Raw genomic sequence first — 17,790 nt, 5'->3', positions numbered from 1 at the left:
TATGGAAAAGGTACTCGTAGACAAGGTCGCCATCATTACTGGCGCAAATCAGGGTTTCGGGCTTGAAGTGGCCCGGAAATATTTAGCAGCGGGCGCGCACCTCATGCTTTGCGCGCGGAACGGCGTCTTGCTGGAAGAGGTGCGAGCTGAGCTTTCGAACAGCGCGACATCGGGGCAGCAAGTTCTTGCGATGGCTGTGGACGTATCGGTCGAAGCCGAGGTTCAGGAGCTTGTGAGCACCACGGCCCGTGAACTGGGCGGCTACCATATCCTTGTCAACAATGCGGGCGTGTATGGGCCCAAAGGCAATATCGAGGATGTGGATTGGGCGGCCTGGATCAAGGCGATAGAAATCAACGTGTTGGGCTCGGTCCTGATGTGCAGGGCAACGCTGCCTCACTTCAAGGCGCAGGGCTACGGCAAGGTCATCCAGTTGTCAGGCGGAGGGGCAACCAACCCCATGCCGCGCATCAGTGCTTATGCTGTTTCCAAGGCGGCTATCGTGCGCTTTGCGGAGACACTCGCCGAGGAGGTCCGCGGAACGGGTATCGACGTCAACGCAATCGCGCCCGGAGCACTCAATACACGCATGCTCGACGAAATACTCGAAGCTGGACCGGAGAAGGTCGGCAAGGACTTTTTCGAGCGCGCGGTGAAGCAGAGGGATTCTGGCGGCGTGCCGCTCGGCCGGGGTGCCGATCTTGCTTTGTTTCTGGCATCGCCAGCAAGCGACGGCATCACGGGCAAGCTCATCAGTGCTGTCTGGGATAACTGGGAACAATGGCCCTCTCATCTGGACGTGCTATCAACCAGCGACCTCTATACGCTTCGCAGGATCGCCGGGCGTGACCGTGGTTTCGACGTAGGTGATAAATGAGTACTCAAGATACAACGTACGGCATCGGCATCATTGGGTGCGGCCTGATTGGACAAAAGCGCGCGAAGGCGCTCGGGACCGGCGGCAGCCTTATCGCTTGCGCCGATGTCGATGCAACGCGCGCGGCGAATCTCGCCAAGAGCGCGGGTGCGAGCGCGTTTTCTGATTGGCGCGAATTGCTCAAGCTGCCCGAGGTCCAGATCGTCGTCATCGCGACGCTCCATGATTCGCTTGCCGAGATCACGCTGGCCGCGATTCGCGCGGGCAAGGATGTTTTGGTTGAAAAGCCGGCGGCGAGATCGGCGGATGAACTGGAGCCTGTGCTAAAAGCCGCTCAAGAACAGGGTGTGCTCGTGCGCGTAGGTTTCAACCATCGTTATCATCGCGCTTTGCTCCAGGCCAAGAAGATTGTCGACTCGGGCGAATTGGGTGAATTGATGTTCATACGTGCGCGCTACGGTCACGGCGCGCGCGTCGGATACGACAGAGAGTGGCGCGCCGACCCGGTGTTATCCGGAGGCGGCGAACTGATTGATCAAGGCCCGCACCTGATCGACCTGTCGCGCTGGTTCCTCGGGGAATTCGTCGATGTCCAGGGCTTCGCTCATACGTTCTACTGGGACATGCCGGTGGACGACAACGGCTTCATGATCCTGAAGACGTCCCGGCAGCAGGTCGCGTTCTTGCACGCGTCGTGTACCGAGTGGAAGAACCTTTTCTCAATGGAGATCTACGGCAAAGTTGGAAAGCTCGATATCTCCGGGCTCGGCGGAAGTTATGGCGTCGAGCGCCTCACGCACTACAAGATGCTGCCCGAGATGGGGCCACCGGAGACCACGACCTGGGAATATCCGATGGCGGACAATTCCTGGCTCACCGAGATGACCGAGTTCTACGAGGACGTTCGCTTGGGTCGTCAACCTGCCGCGGGGCTTCCCGACGCGTACGCTGCACTGAAAGTCATCCAGAATATCTATAAGGAGTCAGGCTATGATCATCGCGCGTAGTCCTCTGCGCATCTCGCTGGGCGGCGGAGGCACAGACCTGCCGTCTTACTATCGCGACCACCAAGGCTTCCTCATTTCAGCCGCGATCGATAAATACGTTTATGTGACAGTGATGCGGCCTTTTACTGAAGGCGTCTACCTCAAGTATTCTCAACTTGAACACGTCGATAAAATTATCGACGTCAAGCACCCGATCATTCGTGAAGCGCTGCAGATCCTGGGCTTCAGGACGCCGCAAATCGAGATCACTACCTTGGCGGATATCCCGGCGGGCACGGGCCTGGGTTCGTCCGGCAGCTTCACCACGGCGTTGCTCAAGGCGCTATACACCCACCGGAAGCGGCATCTCCACCAGGAAGAATTGGCCGAGCTTGCGTGCCACATCGAAATCGATCGGCTCTCGCAGCCGATAGGCAAGCAGGATCAATATATCGCGGCGGTGGGCGGTGTGACCTGCTTCACTTTTCATTCAGACGATAAAGTCACGGCCGTTCCACTGAAGATTAGCCAAGACTCAATGTTCGACCTGGAAGACAACCTGTTGCTGTTCTTTACGGGTTATTCACGCAGCGCAAGTGGCATCCTGATGGACCAGCAAGTCCGGTCGCAGAAAAACGACGTCGAGATGCTCAACAACCTGCATTACGTGAAGGAACTAGGATACCGCAGCAAGGAAGCGCTCGAATCCGGGAAGATGGCTCAGTTCGGCGAGTTGATGCACGAGCACTGGGAGCACAAGAAAAAGCGCTCGGGAGGCATGAGCAACCCGAAGATTGATGAGTGGTATGACCTTGCGATGAAGAATGGCGCTGTTGGTGGAAAGCTCGTCGGTGCCGGCGGCGGCGGTTTCCTGATGTTCCTCGCTCACGATCGCAACAAGCTGAGGCATACCATGGCGGCAGCCGGATTGGAAGAAGTCCGGTTCCGCTTCGACTTCGAGGGCACGAAGGTTGTGCTGTCGTCATGAGCTTGCCTGTCGCTATCCTCGCCGGTGGGCTCGCTACGCGGCTTCGTCCCATCACGGAAACTATCCCGAAGGCCCTCGTCGAGGTTGTCGGCGAGCCTTTTGTGTTCCGCCAGTTGGCCTATCTTCGTGCTCAGGGCGTTCGCAAGGTAGCGCTGTGCATCGGTTATCTGGGCGACATGGTCGTGGACGCCGTGGGAGACGGCTCGAAGTTCGATCTCGAGGTTGTCTATTCAGCCGACGGCGATACGCTGCTAGGTACCGGCGGTGCGCTAAGGCGGGCACTTCCCCTAATTGGTGAACAGTTTTTTGTGCTTTATGGTGATTCTTTTTTGCCAGTTGACTTCGCGCCGGTAGAAAGCGCATTCCATGCAAGCAAAAAGTCGGCATTGATGACCGTACTTAGAAACGATAACCGCTGGGACAAGAGCAACGTGCTGTTCAGAGACGGCGAGTTAATCGAATACAACAAGCATAGTCCCCGTGCGGAGATGCAGTTCATTGATTATGGACTGGGCGTGCTGAACGATCGCGTTCTCGAGGCTTATCCGGACGACATGCCGTTCGATCTCGCCGACGTGTATCACAGGCTGTCGCTGGACGGTCAGCTAGCCGGCTTTGAAGTCCAACAACGCTTTTACGAAATCGGCTCCCACACGGGCTTGAAGGAAGCGGAATCTTTTTTCTTAAACGAGGTTAAGCGATGAGCTATGCGCAGCAGCATTTGGACGAATCAATCGAAATCATCAAAAAGATGGATGTCACGGCCGTGGAAGCAATGGCTGAGCTCCTTGCCGGCGTCAAGCGCGACGGAGGTCGCATCTTCTTTTTGGGAGTGGGCGGAAGTGCTGGCAACTGTTCCCACGCAGTGAACGATTTCCGCAAGATCGTGGGGATCGAGTCGTATGCCCCGACGGACAACGTTTCCGAATTGACTGCCAGAACCAATGACGAAGGCTGGTCGACCATTTTTGTCGAATGGCTGAAGATCAGCAAGCTGCAGCCGAAAGACGCGATCTTCATTTTCTCGGTGGGTGGCGGCAACCTGGAAAAGAACATCAGTCCCAACCTAGTTGAAGCGCTCAAGTACGCAAAAACTGTAGGCTCGAAGATCACGGGCGTGGTCGGGCGTGACGGTGGCTATACGGCGCAGGTCGCCGATGCCTGCGTTATCGTGCCCACGGTCAATCCCGAGACCATCACCCCACATTCGGAAGCCTTCCAGGCGGTCGTATGGCATTTGCTGGTATCGCATCCTGCGTTGAAGTCGAATCAGACCAAGTGGGAATCGGCGGTCCGTTAATGACACGAGCTGTCTTTCTCGACCGTGACGGAGTGATCAATCGCGCAGTCGTGTGCGATGGAAAGCCCTATCCGCCGGCAAATGTAGAGGAGCTCGAAATCCTGCCCGGCGTGTCAGATGCACTGCTGGCGCTCCGCAGCGCCGGCTTCCTCCTGATCGTCGTCACGAACCAGCCCGACGTCGCGCGAGGCACCACGCCGAAAGCGACAGTGGAGGCCATCAATGACTACCTCAGTGCGAACCTTCCGCTGGACGAATTCCGCACCTGCTATCACGACAGTGGTGATGGATGCGACTGCCGCAAGCCGCTACCGGGCGGTATTCTGGCCGCGGCGAACAAATATTCGGTCGACCTGACGGACAGCTACATGGTGGGTGACCGATGGCGGGACATCGAGGCGGGTCAGCGCGCAGGATGCAAAACAATTTTTATTGACTACGGTTATGCTGAAAAGCAGCCGGAATCCAGGACCTTTACTGTGACGTCTCTGTTGGAGGCGTCGGAAATCATTTTAAAAGAGGCATCATGAGCAAAGTTGACCAATTGAAAGTCAAGATTTTCGCGGACGGCGCCGACAAGTCTGGCATGCTCGAAATGTACGACAAGTCATTCATCAAAGGGCTGACGACGAATCCGACCTTGATGAAAAAGGTCGGCATTACTGACTACAAGGCATTCTGTAAGGACATCCTGTCGTCGATCAACGATAAGCCGCTATCGTTCGAAGTGTTTTCGGACGATTTCGCCGACATGGAACGCCAGGCCATGGAGATTGCGAGCTGGGGTGAGAATGTGTATGTCAAGATCCCGGTCACGAATACGAAGCGCGAGACGTGCTACGCGCTCGTCAAGAAGCTGGTAGCTCAGAAGGTGAAACTGAATGTGACTGCCATCATGACGTTGACACAAGTGCGTGACGTCGTGGCTTCGCTGGACCCGAATGTGCCGAGCTATGTGTCCGTGTTTGCTGGGCGCATTGCGGATACGGGCCGGGATCCTGTGCCGCTGATGTTGGCTGCTGTGGAACAGTTGAAAGTCGCCCCTGCGGCTGAACTCATCTGGGCGAGCCCGCGTGAGTTGCTTAATATCTTCCAGGCGGACGCAATTGGCTGCCAAATCATCACGGTGACCAATGACATTCTGAAGAAGCTGTCGCTGGTGGATTACGACCTCGACGAATATTCGCTCGACACCGTGAAGATGTTCCACAGCGATGCGGTAGCGGCGGGATTCAAACTGTAACTCTGCCGTAATTTTTAGGGCAGTACCATTGCTTCGTTGGCTAACGGAGCGATGATCATGTTTTCCGGAAAGCGACGACATCCGAGCGGGGAGGCTGGCTCTTGTGATGCAGTCGCTTTTTTTATTTCTCACCGCTTTTCGGTCGCGTTGCGGCGTCGGTATCGCTTAAGAATTTCGCCAGCCTCGATTGAAAGACATTGACCTTTTTCGCCGCGCCGCTCGCGTTCGGATTCACCTGATAGAACCAGACGACGTCTTCCTGAATCGGGCTGAGTACCAGAGTGTAGTCGCCAGGCTTTGACGGCACATTGACACGCATATTCACTTGGGCGATGTCCCCCGGCCGCAACGACGTCGGTAACGCGGTCCGGTCGCCAATGGTTACAACCGCGCGTTTTGCACCGAGCCACACGTAGCTCATGTGAACATATTTCCCGGGACGCAGTGACCCAACCGCCGGCCAGCTCTCGGAACCGGCATTCCTGACAGGCACGGTGATGGACACTGTGGTACCCGCTCGCAGCCGCTTTGGCAGCCCAACGGGCCCTATGTCGTAGGACGGCGCCGTCAGTGATGCGATTTGCGGCGGGGCTGGATCGCGGGTAAGGAGTGTCGCGGCATACCCAGTGTACGGGCTATTCGTTGACACGAGTTCCATGCATGCATTGATGCTAGAGCCGCATTGCTCGAACCACTCATAGACCGACCATCGAGGCGGCGTGTGCTCAGCGCCGGTTCGAACGACAATCTGCTGATCCGGTGAGCGCAGCGGCGGCAACGTGACTACATCCTGAAACGGGTTGTAGAGGAGAAGGTCCCCCGCGCGCGCCTGATAAGGGGTGGTGTCCGTGAGACCGAATGCAGCGCTGACAGCGGGATTGGTCGATTTTTTTGAAACCCTGATCCTGAACAGTGAGTCCGAGAGGCCTGTATTTTCCAGAAAACGCTGAAGACTTATGATGATTTCAGGATGACTGTCGGCGCTCACCCCGAGCAGCACTAGATTGCGGGGAACCTTTCCGGCATTTGGATTCGCCCAGACCCAGTCTGCCACTGCGTCGGTGAAGCGTGAGTAGTTGCGAGCAATGTTGGATTGCGCGGCCGCGTCGGACAGCGCAATGGGGGCGAGATTGATCGCGAACAGCGCGCAGACCGCTGCAACTATCGCCCGAACAAACCCGCGAAGCGGCGCTACGATGCCGGCAATGCCGCAAACGGCGAATCCATAGGAAGGCAGGAAGTAGTAGCCGCTGTACATGCGAAGGACGACATATGCGGCGGCATAGGCGGCCGCCGTCACGAGAAATGAGTCGGAGAGCGAATAGCGGCTGGGTTTTTGCGCCACGGCGATGATTCGCAGGCATAAGACTGGCGCGAGGACGAACATGATCAGCGGGTCGTTGGCGGCATAGGCGGCGATCATAGCTGATCGCCCCGTCGAGTGAGACTCTGCGTATGACCCGGACATACTCAAACCATGCCAGAGGCCAAAGAACACCAGATATCCAATGCCCGAAGTCAGCAGAATCATGGCATAACGCGGCATGCGACGGGGACCGGCAAGCCTCGAGCGCATGACCTCTGATGCACCGAACACCAGCGCGAAGATAAATGCAGTTTCCTTGTAGAAGAATGTCACGATCAGCAGAAGGGTCGCGACGAGCACTAATACATAGCGGATTCGGGACGTTGGGAGTTGCGAGTACTCGCGGCGGACGACGATTGCTATGAACAGGAGCGTGAGCAATAACTCGTTTAGCTCGCCCGCCTGGACAATGACCGACGAATAAACGAAACCGACCGAGAAAAACACCGAGCACCATAAACTCAGTGCAAGCCACGAACCCGCGCGCAGGAGGATGAGGCAGTAAAGGAGAAGCGCGCAGCTTGCCGCCATCTTGAGTGCGTGCACGACGTAAAACAACTGAGCGGATGGTGACAGGAGCCGGGACACCCATGCATATTCCTGCGATGCTAGCGGCGTAAACCGCCCCAGATGGCGGTCGATATAGCCGGGGAATGGATATCCTTGAAAGACGTTCGCGAGGAACGCGTGATCGTTGATGGGATTGAGACTGCCGATGTGAGCAATGAAAGCGAAAAAGGCTGCAGTGGCCGCCGCGCAGAATATTGGCACCACGACGGAGTGAGACGGCCTGCCGGAGCCATTCGTTATTTGCATGTTTCTTCTGATATCGGATAAAGGAGAATTAGTTTTATACGAAAGTACATATCAAAATGACTTGGCCGCCGTTCGCGGCTATTTGTGTGTGGCTCGCCAACAGTAAGGTCTTCGAGCGCGCACGTGGAGGGCCGCTTTTGACCGGCTCCTCCATTCATGATTGGCATTTGAGTTGACGCTTAGTTTTCGGGCACTTGCCCCTTTGGCGCATCGCTCACCGATAGCGCCAGGAACCCGATCCCCAACAAGCGCGTTTCCGGATTGTTCGGATCGACGGAATGCGGCGCAACGGCGCCAGGGATATGGATCCGGATTGACATCTCGCGAGCGGCGAATCCGGCCAGATCGTCGCTCAAGTATGGCAGGCTGATCCACTTTCTTTTGTCGACGATCTGCTCCATGTGCGAATCTTTCCCCCAAGAAACCTGCACCTTCTGTGATTTGGAATTTCCCAGAACAAGAGGCTGGACTTCGATGTTCAAGTAGAGCTTCTTGTCGTTCGGCACCGCATTGGTGTCAAGCAGAACTGTGTAGTCGACGTCGAACGCGTTGCTCCATGTACCCCAGACCTCCGGGTCGCTCAGGCCCTTGCTGCTTGCGACTCCCGGCGTGCTCGCATCAATGCGATATTGACGACCGTACGGCAAGGAGGGCGGGGAGAAGTAAAGGCAGCCGACGTCAGCAATCGTGATGTTGTGCTCGTTCGAAGCACACGAGTCGCCTTCGAGAAACAAGGGCTTGTTGCGCGATACGTCCTCGAGTTTCATATCCTCCTTGGTATAGTAGCTTGCACTCAACAAATGAAGCTTCTTTTGTTGAATGAAGTAGGCTGCAAAGAAGGTGGACGAGAAGCTCGACATCTTCACGTAGAGATCGCTTGGTCCACCCAGCATGTCGAGCGCCTTGAGGTTTTCGTATTTCGACGAAAATGTCTCCGGATGGCGCCTCTCATGAATCACGGAAACTATGTTGCCTACCGTCAGAAGCGCGTAGACGAGCAGAAAGCCAGCTTTTTTTACCGCTCCCGGTTCATTTTTCAGGGGACCGAATATTTCATGGACGGCCCCGAGAAGCGAGATCGAAAGAAGTAGCGGAAGATAGGACGCCATCTTCCACTGTTGATAGGTAGGACCGCTGCGGAAAAAATAGAAGAAGTAGAAACATAGAGCCAGAACAGCGACAGTGAATAAGGCAAATCCCGCGACGGACCGCTCCGCTCCACGCCGTCTCCAGTATGCAAGCAGCAGCGCTCCGGCGATTACCAGCGATAGTGCAATGCCGAGTGTTTGACGACGCGCACCGTGGAGCTGCAGACGCGACGGGAACCCGAAGATTGCCGCAGGAGAAATGAAATCAAGCGGCCACCCGATATCGCCTTTCTGCGAGATCAAAAACAAGAAGCGAAATATATGCGCCAGATGTGCCGGATCGACTGCGATCACAATGACCAAGCAGATGAGGGTCAGCTTGGTCCAGTATGCGATGGCTCTGCCCATCTCGCGATAAAGGGAGGCCTCGCCGCGCTTTTGCCAGCACGACACAAGCGTGACGGTCGCCACGAACCCGAGTTGCACCCCCACGCCGATGATGAAAAGAGGCGGGTAGCAGTAAAAAATAACGACATAAAGCGGTGCACACGACGCAATCGAGCGAATCCAGCTCCGCTGTTGAGGTTCGGATACGATGGCCACTGTCTCAACAAGCAGCAGCATCACGAACAACATCCCGATCAAAGACGATAGAAAGTAATTGCTGACCAGATAGCGGAAGAACGGGCCGCATATGAACGCGGCCGCGATGCCGAATCCAACAGATTTCGATACGTTGAAAGCGCCTCTCGCAAGCTGAACGGCCGCGCATCCTATGAGCGCGGTTATAGCGAAGATAGCCGGCATCGTGGCCGCGAGCACGTCGCCGTGTAGAACCGTCGCGACGCCTTGCATGACTGTGAATACGCCCGGAGTAAATGTCAGCATCATCGAAGGCGTATCGAAGAACGAAAAACCAGCGATGTTCGGCGTGCCTAATTTCTGTAGATATTGCGTGATGATAAAGTAATTGAATATGTCGTTATTCATGATGCGCGCGATCGGCAGATATTCCGTCGATGTTGGCGGCGCCAGAAAAAAATAAGACAGCGTATAGAACGTGGCGAAAGCGGCAATGAAAAAAGGGGTCGTCCTGAGCGATTCCTCTAGCTGCGAAAGCGCTGTGAGCTTTCGGCATCGGACTAAAAGGATGATTGCCGCCAGGATGGCCAGCATCTGTATGCAAACGGGCAGTGTGATGTTGAACTTGATTCCGTACCAGCACCACACAATGGATACGGACGCGCCCAGCGCGATTGACAACGAGGGCTTAGAGAGGAACCGCACCGCGGTTGCGGGCGTGAGGGCAACGCCTAGCAAATACACAAACGCAACAACGATCAGTGTCGCTCCAATGCCCGTTCCGATGTTCCAGACGTGCGCTAAAATCATCCCCGAATCCATTGGAAAATCGATTTCATCATCCCAATCGATATGCTGCGGTTCCATCGCAGCGACGCCTTCAGCGCCACTACGCCAACTCGCGCAGCAAACGATTTCGTGCGCGGTTGCGTCGCTTCTCCCTGTTCTACTACTGCGTGCGCATAGTTAAACAGCCACCGGTCGGGTACGTTGCCGAACAGCCTGCGGAACATATCATTGATTTCGGCGTGAACTTTGACCCTTGCGCCGAGCGTCTTGTTGTCGGCGTAAAGCCGCGAGCCCGCAAGTTTTTCACGAAGCAGCGCGAATTTCACGCCCGCTTTGCCAAGCCGTAACCAATACCCGTAGTCCATGCAGTAGTTGAGCGATTCATCGAGGAGGCCATGCTGTTCCACCACGCGCCGCCGGAAAAAGAGCGCCGGCTGGCAAATGAAACATGTTTCCTTCAGCCGCTCGAGGTCCCACTCTTCAGCCGGATATTCTTCGAAAGCATGGTCTTCGAGATCAATGTGATCAGCCAGTCCGTAGACCACGTCTACATCGTGATGCTGTTCAAAGAACGCCACCACTTTTGCAATCGCGCTTGGGTAATAGACATCGTCCGAATTCAGCCATCCAATAATCTCACCGTCAGTCGCAGCGATCCCCTGATTGACGGCATCGGTCTGTCCTTTGTCCTTCTTCGATACCCAGCGCACCGGCGGTTTGAACGCCTCCAAAACGGATACCGTAGAGTCGTTGCTACCGCCGTCGAACACGACGTGCTCGATCTCCGCGCCCGTTTGCGAGGCCACGCTTTGCAGCGTACGTTCAATAAATTGTCCCTGGTTGTACGAGGGAGTGACGACGCTGACTTTCATGCAGAAACCTTCTCAGGGAACAGGTCGATGTTGGCCGTATTGTCGGCGACAATGCAGCAGCGCTGCAACATGGCCGAGAGTTCGCGCTGGTCATCGCCGATCTTATGGCGCGCCGGGACGAATGTAGGCCTGAGGTGCAATTCGTAAAAGCCGCCGCTGCCGTCCATGGGGAGCGAAACGACCGTTTCCGATCCGCGCTTTATCTTGATTGGCTCGCCATCCGGCTTTCCGTCGCGATATCGCTGAACACTAATGGCCCGTTGCGGCGCCCAGTCGGGCGACAGGAAGGTGACTTCCACACTGCGCGCGCCTGTTAGCGGGGCGGTTTGGATCTTGAGGTTGTCGCCGACCCAGCCGTCCACGTGCACGCCGGTAAGCAGGTTCTCGTGCCTGGAATTGGCCAGCGCGGAGACGAAGAGCTCCCAGTATTCGGTGGCCATGCGCTTTGAATCCGAAAACTCGTCCACTCGCCGCCGCCCGGCTTCGATCAACCGCGCGCGCAAAGGCTCATCGTTCACCAGGGTAATCATCGCCTGCGCGATCTGCTCGGGGATGCGTGGGTCGAACATGATTGCCGCGTCCGCCGCGACTTCCGGTAGAGAGGTGGTGTTGCTGCACGCAACGGGAACATCGGCCGCCATGGCCTCGATGACCGGCAATCCGAACCCTTCGTAAAGGGATGGAAACACGACTCCGCTGCAGTTCGCGATCAAGGCCGCCAACTCGTCGTTGGGCAGGTAACCCGGGAAGACGATGTGTCCGCCCAGCTCCATCGCCTTTGCCGCTTGCATCAGCCAGTCACGCCGTACGCCTGGCGCGCCGGTGCAAACAAGCTTGATTTTCGGGTCAAGCCTACCATCGCGGCGCGCCATGCCGAACGCCGTCAGTAGCATCTCGTGATTCTTGTGCTTCCAGAAATTCGCCGGAAATACGAGATAGCGCTGGCGTGTCAGGCCAAGGCGGTCCAGCACCTCCGTACTTTGCGTCGCGTCGGGCGCGATCCGGCGAGCCATCCGTAGATGGATTGTGCGAATCCGGTCCGGCTCCAGCTCGCCGTGATCGATTGCAGACTGACGCGAGTAGTCAGAGATGGCGGCGAGTGCGGTCGCCCGGCGCGCAGCGTCGACAAACGTTTGTGCGCGATGCGCCACGTCCTCGGGCGTGAAGAATTCCGGATAGGTTTTGTACTGCAAATCGTAGATCGTGCAGACGATAGGAATGCTGGGTTCGTAATATGTCGGTGCCGTGAACGGGCAGAACAGCAGATCGATGCCAAGCTGACGCATCAATCCTTCAGTCCCACGCCGCTTCAACTTCGCGTTCAGCCGATACACCACGCGGCTCAATACGCGTTGGAACCGACCTGGCACCATTGGGACCACGCGCGATGCCAGCCTCTTGAGGCGCGACCGGCTCGAGTCTGCGGTCAGGGCGCCGAGTACCATGCGGCGTTGTATGTTGGGCCGATCGAGCGCCGCTAGCTCTTCGTGCGATGCGGCTTGCGTGAGCAGGATGAATAGGGTGTCGGGCTGCATCGCAGCCAACTGGCGCAGCAAATCGAGGACAAAAATCTTCGCGCCGCCGTTCTCACCCCCGGGCAGAACAGGGGTGAGATCTACCCCCACCTTTAGAGGAACTCGACTCATCGTTTCTCAATTCCGCTTGTCAATGCCGTACTAAGTTTTGTTTTCAAGCCGTTTCTCCAATGCGCGGAACTGTTCTCCGCCGGCCATCTTGGCAACCGCGTGGAACGCCCGTTGGTGAAACAAGTTTCGCACTTCACCCAGCAGTTCTTCCTTCGCCGCGCGGTCGGCGACCAATTGCTTCAGAGTCTCCTCCAACGCGGCAAGTTGTTCGGCCCTCGCCGATCCTTGCGCATCGGACGCCGCCAACATTTTGGTCAGCCGCATGATTTGTTCGCCGCGCGCGGCTCTGTCGGCTTCAGCTTCATTCAATAACTTTGTCAGCGTCTCGACCTGCTCACCTCGCGACGCTCTGTCGGCTTCAGCTTCATTCAATAACTTTGTTAGCGTCTCGATCTGCTCACCTCGCGCGGCGCGGTCCGCCTCAGCGACATTGAGCAATGTCGAAAGCGTTTCGAGTTGCAGACCTCGCGCAGCCCGGTCGGCCTCTGCTTCCTTCAGAAGCGTGGTGAGCTCATCGATCTGGCAGCCTCGCGCGATGCGATCGGACACCGAGGCAAGTTCGCGTTCACGCAGATCGAGCAAGGCCGACGCCATTCGCCCGCTTGGACGCGACTCCAGCGTGGCTCTCATCTTATCAGCCGAACAGGGTGTCAAATGTGTCCTGCTCACGACGAAGAACATGTCGTAGTGCGCGAATATGGCGGGTTCGAAATGGATGAACCCGGCACCCAATCCACGGAACATTCTTGCCGCTGACTCCTGAGTGAAGAGATAAATGTGCTCCTCTGGAATCAACATCTCGAGGAAGCGATTCTGGCTCGCAACGAACTCTTCGTAGCTCGCACCGCTAGTGAACTGCGGCGTTTGCACTAACAGCAATCCGTCCGGCTTCAAAAGCTCGAGGCAACGGGCCATGGTAGCGACGGGATCGGGCAAATGCTCAAGAACGTCCATTGCGACAATCACATCGAGGCTGCCGGGCACCATGTCGAGGTTCTCGATCGGTCCCAGTGAAACGGGTACGCCGAACGCTTTTTGCGCGAAGTGGACCACCCACGGGCTCATTTCGACGCCCGATGCGTCGAACCCAGCCATCTGCATCAAAGCGACGAAACTGCCGTGCGAGCAGCCCAGCTCCAACGCTTTTCCATCAGACGGCAGGCGATACTTGAGCAGCGCTTTTAGCCAGTGAAGATTTCTCTCGGTCAGGTCAGTGCGTGCTCTGGAAAAGATATCGGCCGTACCGAATGCGTCTTTCTGGCGCTCGAGCCAATAGTTCTTGCCGTAGAAGTCAGACTCGTCGTCACGAACCAACAATTTTTCAGGCGGCATTGCCGGCAGATACACTAGCGTTCCGCAGAACGTGCATTCGCCATATTCCAGGCCAAACGGTCGATAGTCAGCGTTTCCGCACCAGCACATACGCATAGTCATCACCCGGGTTTGCGGACGACAAAAACCGCACCACACGTGTCCTGCCAGTCGGTCTCCATATCCAGTAGGCCCTCGAATACCTTCCGGAATGCCGCAGGGAAATTCGCGTTGGCTGAAAGGAACGGATAGATTACGTCGCCCAGTTCGCCGCCCGACTTCCGCTTGACGTGCCAGAGGCTGTCCATCAAGAGGAAGATTCCGCTATTGATCTTCGGCAGGATAGGGATGTGCGCCTCCAGCACCAGTCCGGCACGCTCGAAGCTGCTCGCCCATCCGTCGATGGTCAGTGGATTCGCGAGATGGTGGTACTCGAGGAAGTCTTTCTGCAGTGCCTGAGCGGTCTCTCCGTGTCCGGCCATCGCAACCAGATTCGACAAAAGGGACCACTCGACAAACCTGTTGGTCACGACACTACCCACCAGCGTGCCGTGGGGTTTGAGGCACCGGTGAATCTCCGCCAGGACCGTGTCGAGATGGTCCATGTGCTCGAGCGAGCAGTTCGCAAATACGTGGTCGAAGCTTGCGTCGGGTTCCGGCACCTGATGAGCAGGAGCCACATGCACCGCCCGATACACCCCGCTATTGCGGCCCAACTCCGCGACCACCGGTTCCATGTCCACGCCCACCGCGTCCATGATTTCCGGCCAGATCAGCCGGAAATATCGGCCGTCACCGCAGCCGAGATCGAGCACGCGCCCATCGATCCTGCAGTGCTGATAGGCCGCGTACTCCCACGCCCGCCAATGGCTGAGCGGCGGAACATGGGGATAAAGAGGACAAACGGCGTCATAGCCGCGCAGTACTTCGTCCGCAAGCAGGATACGGTTTTCCATCGCGTTAGGCTCCTAAATCAGTCGGCTGGTAACCCGCCTCGGCGAGAAGGGCGCCGTGACGAGCGTCGAATTTTTCCGCGACCAAAGAGGTGAAGTAATTTCGCCAGTCGCCCGCGATCCCTTTACGTTCGTGTGCCTTCTGGTCTTCCTCTCCGGGCTCGCGCCCACCGGCAACGTTTTCGAACCGGTTATGCAGAATGATCTCGCGCAACCTGTCGCAGCTCAGTGGAATCTCGCAATGCCGAAGCAAGGTGTCTTCGAGAGTCTTCAAATCGTTTTCAAGCAGGTCTTCATAGCGGAAGACCGCTTGGATTAGCAATCGCTCTTCGATACTGCTCGCCTCGAGGCGCTGTCGCCATTCCGCCAAACTCGGGTTTATAACAGCGTGGCTGTATCGAATGGTGGAGTAGGCGGAAATAAGTGTGTCCCGAAGGTCCCGGATAATGACGAGTTTCCGATAATTCTCAGGAAGCGTCACCGACTCAAACTGTTCCCGGGTCACATAGACAGTCGGATAAATCGCATCGGTAATCAGCGGCGAATCGAGAAACTGCTTTTCCGACAACTGCGGTCGCACGATCCGATCCAATTCAATATCACGGAGGATTCGATGCAGCCACTGGGAACCTGCTTTCCATTGCGTGATATGGAAAACTGACACCGGCGAATTAAGTTCTCTATTCATGATGGTCAATGACCCACTGATTGTGCTGATAAGTGCTGGCTCTGCTCGACCGTAACCGACATGTCGCCGGCCAGGTTCGCAATGCCGTGATGGGTCAATCTAGCGACGCCATCGATCATTGCCAAGCCTACCGAAAATGAGCCGGCGTCAGCGATATGGCAATTGCGGATGTGCAAGGCCGACATATCGTCATGCGACATGGTTTTGCGCGCGGCCCACACGTCTTCCGATATAGAGGCCAAGCCAATTTCGAAGACATACTCGCCCGGGCCAATATCCAGCTTGATTTCGTGTTTGCACAATATTGTGGATCCGGCCTCGGTGGTGACGGCAACATCGTTATCGAACTGCCAGCTATTCTTCCCATGCACTATCGTACCGCGCTCGTTTTGAATGACGAGTCCGCAAATCGGCACGCCTATGCCGCGGGTGACTTCGAACTCATAGTAGAAGACCGCGACGTCGCCTTGACGGAACGAGTTGCACGGGTCGCCGGCTTCGTTGCAGAGCGCCACGCCGACGCAGCGCGCGCTGCCGTCGCCAATCTGCGATCTGTCGGACAGGTCGATAAACGCTGCCGCCGATGGCCGCTCGCCTCGCACCGCGCTTCCGGCCTGGCCGGTGGTTCCGGGCAGAGCCGGCGCGGTGGCAGGGCGCGGCGCGGAGATTGCAGGTGCCTGATGCATCAGGTAATAATGCTTGGCCGCTTCCGACGACGGGCCGATAAATTTCATTGTCCCGTGATCGAGCAGCACGGCCCGTTCGCAATACTGCTCGATATCCGGCATCGCGTGCGATACCAGCAAGATCGCCGAGCCTGCATCTCGCAACTGCTCTAGCCGCGTATAGCACTTCTTGCGGAAGAACACGTCGCCCACGGCAAGCGCTTCGTCGATGATGATGATAGACGCGTCAATATGCGCCTGCACCGCGAACGCGAGCCGGACAAACATGCCGCTTGAATACGTCATGACCGGCTGGTCAATGAACTCGCCAATGTCCGCGAACTCCACTATTTGATCGTAGCGTTCTTCGATCTCGCGTTGCGTCAGCCCAAGAATGCGGCCGTTCAAGTAAACATTGTCGCGCCCGCTGAACTCGGGATTGAAACCGCTTCCCAGTTCAAGCAAAGCCGCGACACGGCCATTGACGTGAACATCGCCTGCGGTGGGGGTGAGCGTACCGGCCAGGATTTGCAGCAAGGTGCTCTTGCCGCTGCCGTTACGACCGATGATCCCGAGCGTTTCGCCACGACGAACCTGAAAGGAGATGTCTTGCAGCGCCCAGAACTCGCGGAAAAAATGCGGCGACGGTTGAGGCTTGACGACGCGAAGCGCCGTTCCGGCTTGATTGAGCGTGCGATGCAAGCGTGGTACGACGAGCTGTTTCAGCCGGTCACGCGGGGTCTTGTAGATCTCGTAGCGTTTGCTGACGTGCTGTACGTCGATAACAATTTCTTCAGACGACATCAGCGAAACCTCGACGTGATTTCTGGAACCACCAGTACCCGGCTTGAAAAATACCCAGACCGATTACGAGACTGATGCCCCATGATTCCCACTCGAATGGCTTGCCCCACAACAACAGGTTGCGCAACTGGATGACCGGGAGAGTAATCGGGTTCCATGCAAGGAATGTCTTGTATCCCTCAGGCAACGATTCGATTGGATAAAAAATGGGCGCGAGAAAGAGCGAGATCGTGACCAGCATGCCGATCACCTGCGACAGATCACGCAGGTAGACGCCGAGCGAGGCCAATATCCACGACAGTCCCATGATCATCAGGATCAGCGGCACAAGCGCGAGCGGAATCAGCAAGGCCTCAACATGGATCGATGCACCGGTCAGCATGCAAAAAACAAGGAGTGCGGCGAAGCTGACGAGAAAGTGCAGGAACGCCGAGAACAGCGCCATCCACGACAGTATCTCGAGCGGAAACACCACCTTCTTAACATAGTTGGCATGACTCGTGATCAGGCTTGGCGAGCGATTGAGGCACTCGGCAAAAAACGAATGAACGATGATCCCCGAGAACAGCACGACCGCGAACGCAACCTTGCTTTCGTCGCTATGGCCGCCCCATCGTGCCTTGAACGCCACGCTGAACACAAAGGTGTAGATGGCCAGCATCAGCAGGGGATTGAATAGCGACCAGATGACACCTAGCATCGAGCCCTTGTAGCGGCCGACGAAATCCCGCTTGACGAGGTCGCGCAGCAATTCCCGGTGCTGGACCACGCCCCGGATCACGGCGCTCGGCGTTGCGGGGAAATAGTTGCTCATTG

The 17,790-nt window shown here is 56.7% G+C and carries 16 protein-coding genes; 7 read left to right on the top strand and 9 right to left on the bottom strand.

The annotated features are described in order from the left end of the window. Position 1 precedes the first annotated feature (1 nt). The 7 genes from ACSQ36_RS15545 to ACSQ36_RS15515 are packed head-to-tail and all read left to right on the top strand — an operon-like array spanning position 2 to position 5,394. Complete coding sequence (locus tag ACSQ36_RS15545) at positions 2–877, top strand: SDR family NAD(P)-dependent oxidoreductase (RefSeq protein ID WP_436182563.1); 876 nt, start codon at positions 2–4, stop codon at positions 875–877. Then, a complete protein-coding gene (locus tag ACSQ36_RS15540; RefSeq protein ID WP_436182562.1) occupies positions 874–1,884 on the top strand; it encodes a Gfo/Idh/MocA family protein in 1,011 nt (336 codons plus the stop codon). The genes ACSQ36_RS15545 and ACSQ36_RS15540 overlap by 4 nt, the downstream gene beginning before the upstream one ends. Then, the gene (locus ACSQ36_RS15535; protein ID WP_436182561.1) at positions 1,868–2,851 is read left to right on the top strand and encodes a GHMP family kinase ATP-binding protein; all 984 of its coding nucleotides are present in this window, start codon (positions 1,868–1,870) and stop codon (positions 2,849–2,851) included. Before ACSQ36_RS15540 ends, ACSQ36_RS15535 begins: the two co-directional genes overlap by 17 nt. Then, positions 2,848–3,555, top strand: coding sequence for a nucleotidyltransferase family protein (locus tag ACSQ36_RS15530; protein ID WP_436182560.1), 708 nt, complete (start codon positions 2,848–2,850; stop codon positions 3,553–3,555). Before ACSQ36_RS15535 ends, ACSQ36_RS15530 begins: the two co-directional genes overlap by 4 nt. Further along, complete coding sequence (locus ACSQ36_RS15525) at positions 3,552–4,151, top strand: SIS domain-containing protein (RefSeq protein ID WP_436182559.1); 600 nt, start codon at positions 3,552–3,554, stop codon at positions 4,149–4,151. The genes ACSQ36_RS15530 and ACSQ36_RS15525 overlap by 4 nt, the downstream gene beginning before the upstream one ends. Beyond that, complete coding sequence (locus ACSQ36_RS15520; protein ID WP_436182558.1) at positions 4,151–4,681, top strand: D-glycero-alpha-D-manno-heptose-1,7-bisphosphate 7-phosphatase; 531 nt, start codon at positions 4,151–4,153, stop codon at positions 4,679–4,681. The genes ACSQ36_RS15525 and ACSQ36_RS15520 overlap by 1 nt, the downstream gene beginning before the upstream one ends. Then, positions 4,678–5,394, top strand: coding sequence for a transaldolase (locus ACSQ36_RS15515; protein WP_436182557.1), 717 nt, complete (start codon positions 4,678–4,680; stop codon positions 5,392–5,394). The genes ACSQ36_RS15520 and ACSQ36_RS15515 overlap by 4 nt, the downstream gene beginning before the upstream one ends. Positions 5,395–5,515: 121 nt before the next feature. Here the strand turns inward: ACSQ36_RS15515 and ACSQ36_RS15510 are convergent, their stop codons facing one another. The 9 genes from ACSQ36_RS15510 to ACSQ36_RS15470 all read right to left on the bottom strand — a co-directional run bounded on the left by ACSQ36_RS15510 (position 5,516) and on the right by ACSQ36_RS15470 (position 17,788). Continuing rightward, the gene (locus tag ACSQ36_RS15510; RefSeq protein WP_436182556.1) at positions 5,516–7,576 is read right to left on the bottom strand and encodes a hypothetical protein; all 2,061 of its coding nucleotides are present in this window, start codon (positions 7,574–7,576) and stop codon (positions 5,516–5,518) included. Between the two features lie 179 nt (positions 7,577–7,755). Beyond that, entirely contained in the window at positions 7,756–10,113 is a 2,358-nt protein-coding gene (locus ACSQ36_RS15505) for a DUF7024 domain-containing protein (protein ID WP_436182555.1), read from the bottom strand. Further along, entirely contained in the window at positions 10,053–10,907 is an 855-nt protein-coding gene (locus tag ACSQ36_RS15500; RefSeq protein WP_436182554.1) for a glycosyltransferase family 2 protein, read from the bottom strand. The genes ACSQ36_RS15505 and ACSQ36_RS15500 overlap by 61 nt, the downstream gene beginning before the upstream one ends. Then, positions 10,904–12,553: a glycosyltransferase family 4 protein gene (locus ACSQ36_RS15495; protein WP_436182553.1), complete on the bottom strand. Its 1,650-nt coding sequence runs from the start codon at positions 12,551–12,553 to the stop codon at positions 10,904–10,906. The genes ACSQ36_RS15500 and ACSQ36_RS15495 overlap by 4 nt, the downstream gene beginning before the upstream one ends. Positions 12,554–12,583: 30 nt before the next feature. Beyond that, positions 12,584–13,885 (bottom strand): methyltransferase domain-containing protein, encoded by a 1,302-nt coding sequence (locus ACSQ36_RS15490; RefSeq protein ID WP_436183198.1) that lies wholly within the window; start codon positions 13,883–13,885, stop codon positions 12,584–12,586. A 101-nt stretch (positions 13,886–13,986) separates the two neighbouring features. Next, a complete protein-coding gene (locus ACSQ36_RS15485; protein ID WP_436182552.1) occupies positions 13,987–14,820 on the bottom strand; it encodes a class I SAM-dependent methyltransferase in 834 nt (277 codons plus the stop codon). Positions 14,821–14,824: 4 nt separating this feature from the next. Then, the gene (locus ACSQ36_RS15480) at positions 14,825–15,505 is read right to left on the bottom strand and encodes a sulfotransferase domain-containing protein (protein ID WP_436182551.1); all 681 of its coding nucleotides are present in this window, start codon (positions 15,503–15,505) and stop codon (positions 14,825–14,827) included. Positions 15,506–15,510: 5 nt separating this feature from the next. Then, complete coding sequence (locus tag ACSQ36_RS15475) at positions 15,511–16,974, bottom strand: ABC transporter ATP-binding protein (protein ID WP_436182550.1); 1,464 nt, start codon at positions 16,972–16,974, stop codon at positions 15,511–15,513. Then, positions 16,964–17,788 (bottom strand): ABC transporter permease, encoded by an 825-nt coding sequence (locus tag ACSQ36_RS15470; RefSeq protein WP_436182549.1) that lies wholly within the window; start codon positions 17,786–17,788, stop codon positions 16,964–16,966. Before ACSQ36_RS15470 ends, ACSQ36_RS15475 begins: the two co-directional genes overlap by 11 nt. Positions 17,789–17,790: the final 2 nt, after the last annotated feature.

It is taken from the genome of Caballeronia sp. LjRoot34 (genome assembly GCF_964253815.1).
Taxonomy (GTDB): domain Bacteria; phylum Pseudomonadota; class Gammaproteobacteria; order Burkholderiales; family Burkholderiaceae; genus Caballeronia.
The sequence above is the reverse complement of the archived record's forward strand: the minus strand, read 5'-3'. Positions and strand labels throughout refer to the sequence as shown.

Coding starts and splice junctions, on each gene's coding strand:
- ACSQ36_RS15545 (WP_436182563.1), top strand. CDS start 2: ATGGAAAAGGTACTCGTAGACAAGGTCGCCATCATTACTGGCGCAAAT.
- ACSQ36_RS15540 (WP_436182562.1), top strand. CDS start 874: ATGAGTACTCAAGATACAACGTACGGCATCGGCATCATTGGGTGCGGC.
- ACSQ36_RS15535 (WP_436182561.1), top strand. CDS start 1,868: ATGATCATCGCGCGTAGTCCTCTGCGCATCTCGCTGGGCGGCGGAGGC.
- ACSQ36_RS15530 (WP_436182560.1), top strand. CDS start 2,848: ATGAGCTTGCCTGTCGCTATCCTCGCCGGTGGGCTCGCTACGCGGCTT.
- ACSQ36_RS15525 (WP_436182559.1), top strand. CDS start 3,552: ATGAGCTATGCGCAGCAGCATTTGGACGAATCAATCGAAATCATCAAA.
- ACSQ36_RS15520 (WP_436182558.1), top strand. CDS start 4,151: ATGACACGAGCTGTCTTTCTCGACCGTGACGGAGTGATCAATCGCGCA.
- ACSQ36_RS15515 (WP_436182557.1), top strand. CDS start 4,678: ATGAGCAAAGTTGACCAATTGAAAGTCAAGATTTTCGCGGACGGCGCC.
- ACSQ36_RS15510 (WP_436182556.1), bottom strand. CDS start 7,576: ATGCAAATAACGAATGGCTCCGGCAGGCCGTCTCACTCCGTCGTGGTG.
- ACSQ36_RS15505 (WP_436182555.1), bottom strand. CDS start 10,113: ATGGAACCGCAGCATATCGATTGGGATGATGAAATCGATTTTCCAATG.
- ACSQ36_RS15500 (WP_436182554.1), bottom strand. CDS start 10,907: ATGAAAGTCAGCGTCGTCACTCCCTCGTACAACCAGGGACAATTTATT.
- ACSQ36_RS15495 (WP_436182553.1), bottom strand. CDS start 12,553: ATGAGTCGAGTTCCTCTAAAGGTGGGGGTAGATCTCACCCCTGTTCTG.
- ACSQ36_RS15490 (WP_436183198.1), bottom strand. CDS start 13,885: ATGCCGCCTGAAAAATTGTTGGTTCGTGACGACGAGTCTGACTTCTAC.
- ACSQ36_RS15485 (WP_436182552.1), bottom strand. CDS start 14,820: ATGGAAAACCGTATCCTGCTTGCGGACGAAGTACTGCGCGGCTATGAC.
- ACSQ36_RS15480 (WP_436182551.1), bottom strand. CDS start 15,505: ATGAATAGAGAACTTAATTCGCCGGTGTCAGTTTTCCATATCACGCAA.
- ACSQ36_RS15475 (WP_436182550.1), bottom strand. CDS start 16,974: ATGTCGTCTGAAGAAATTGTTATCGACGTACAGCACGTCAGCAAACGC.
- ACSQ36_RS15470 (WP_436182549.1), bottom strand. CDS start 17,788: ATGAGCAACTATTTCCCCGCAACGCCGAGCGCCGTGATCCGGGGCGTG.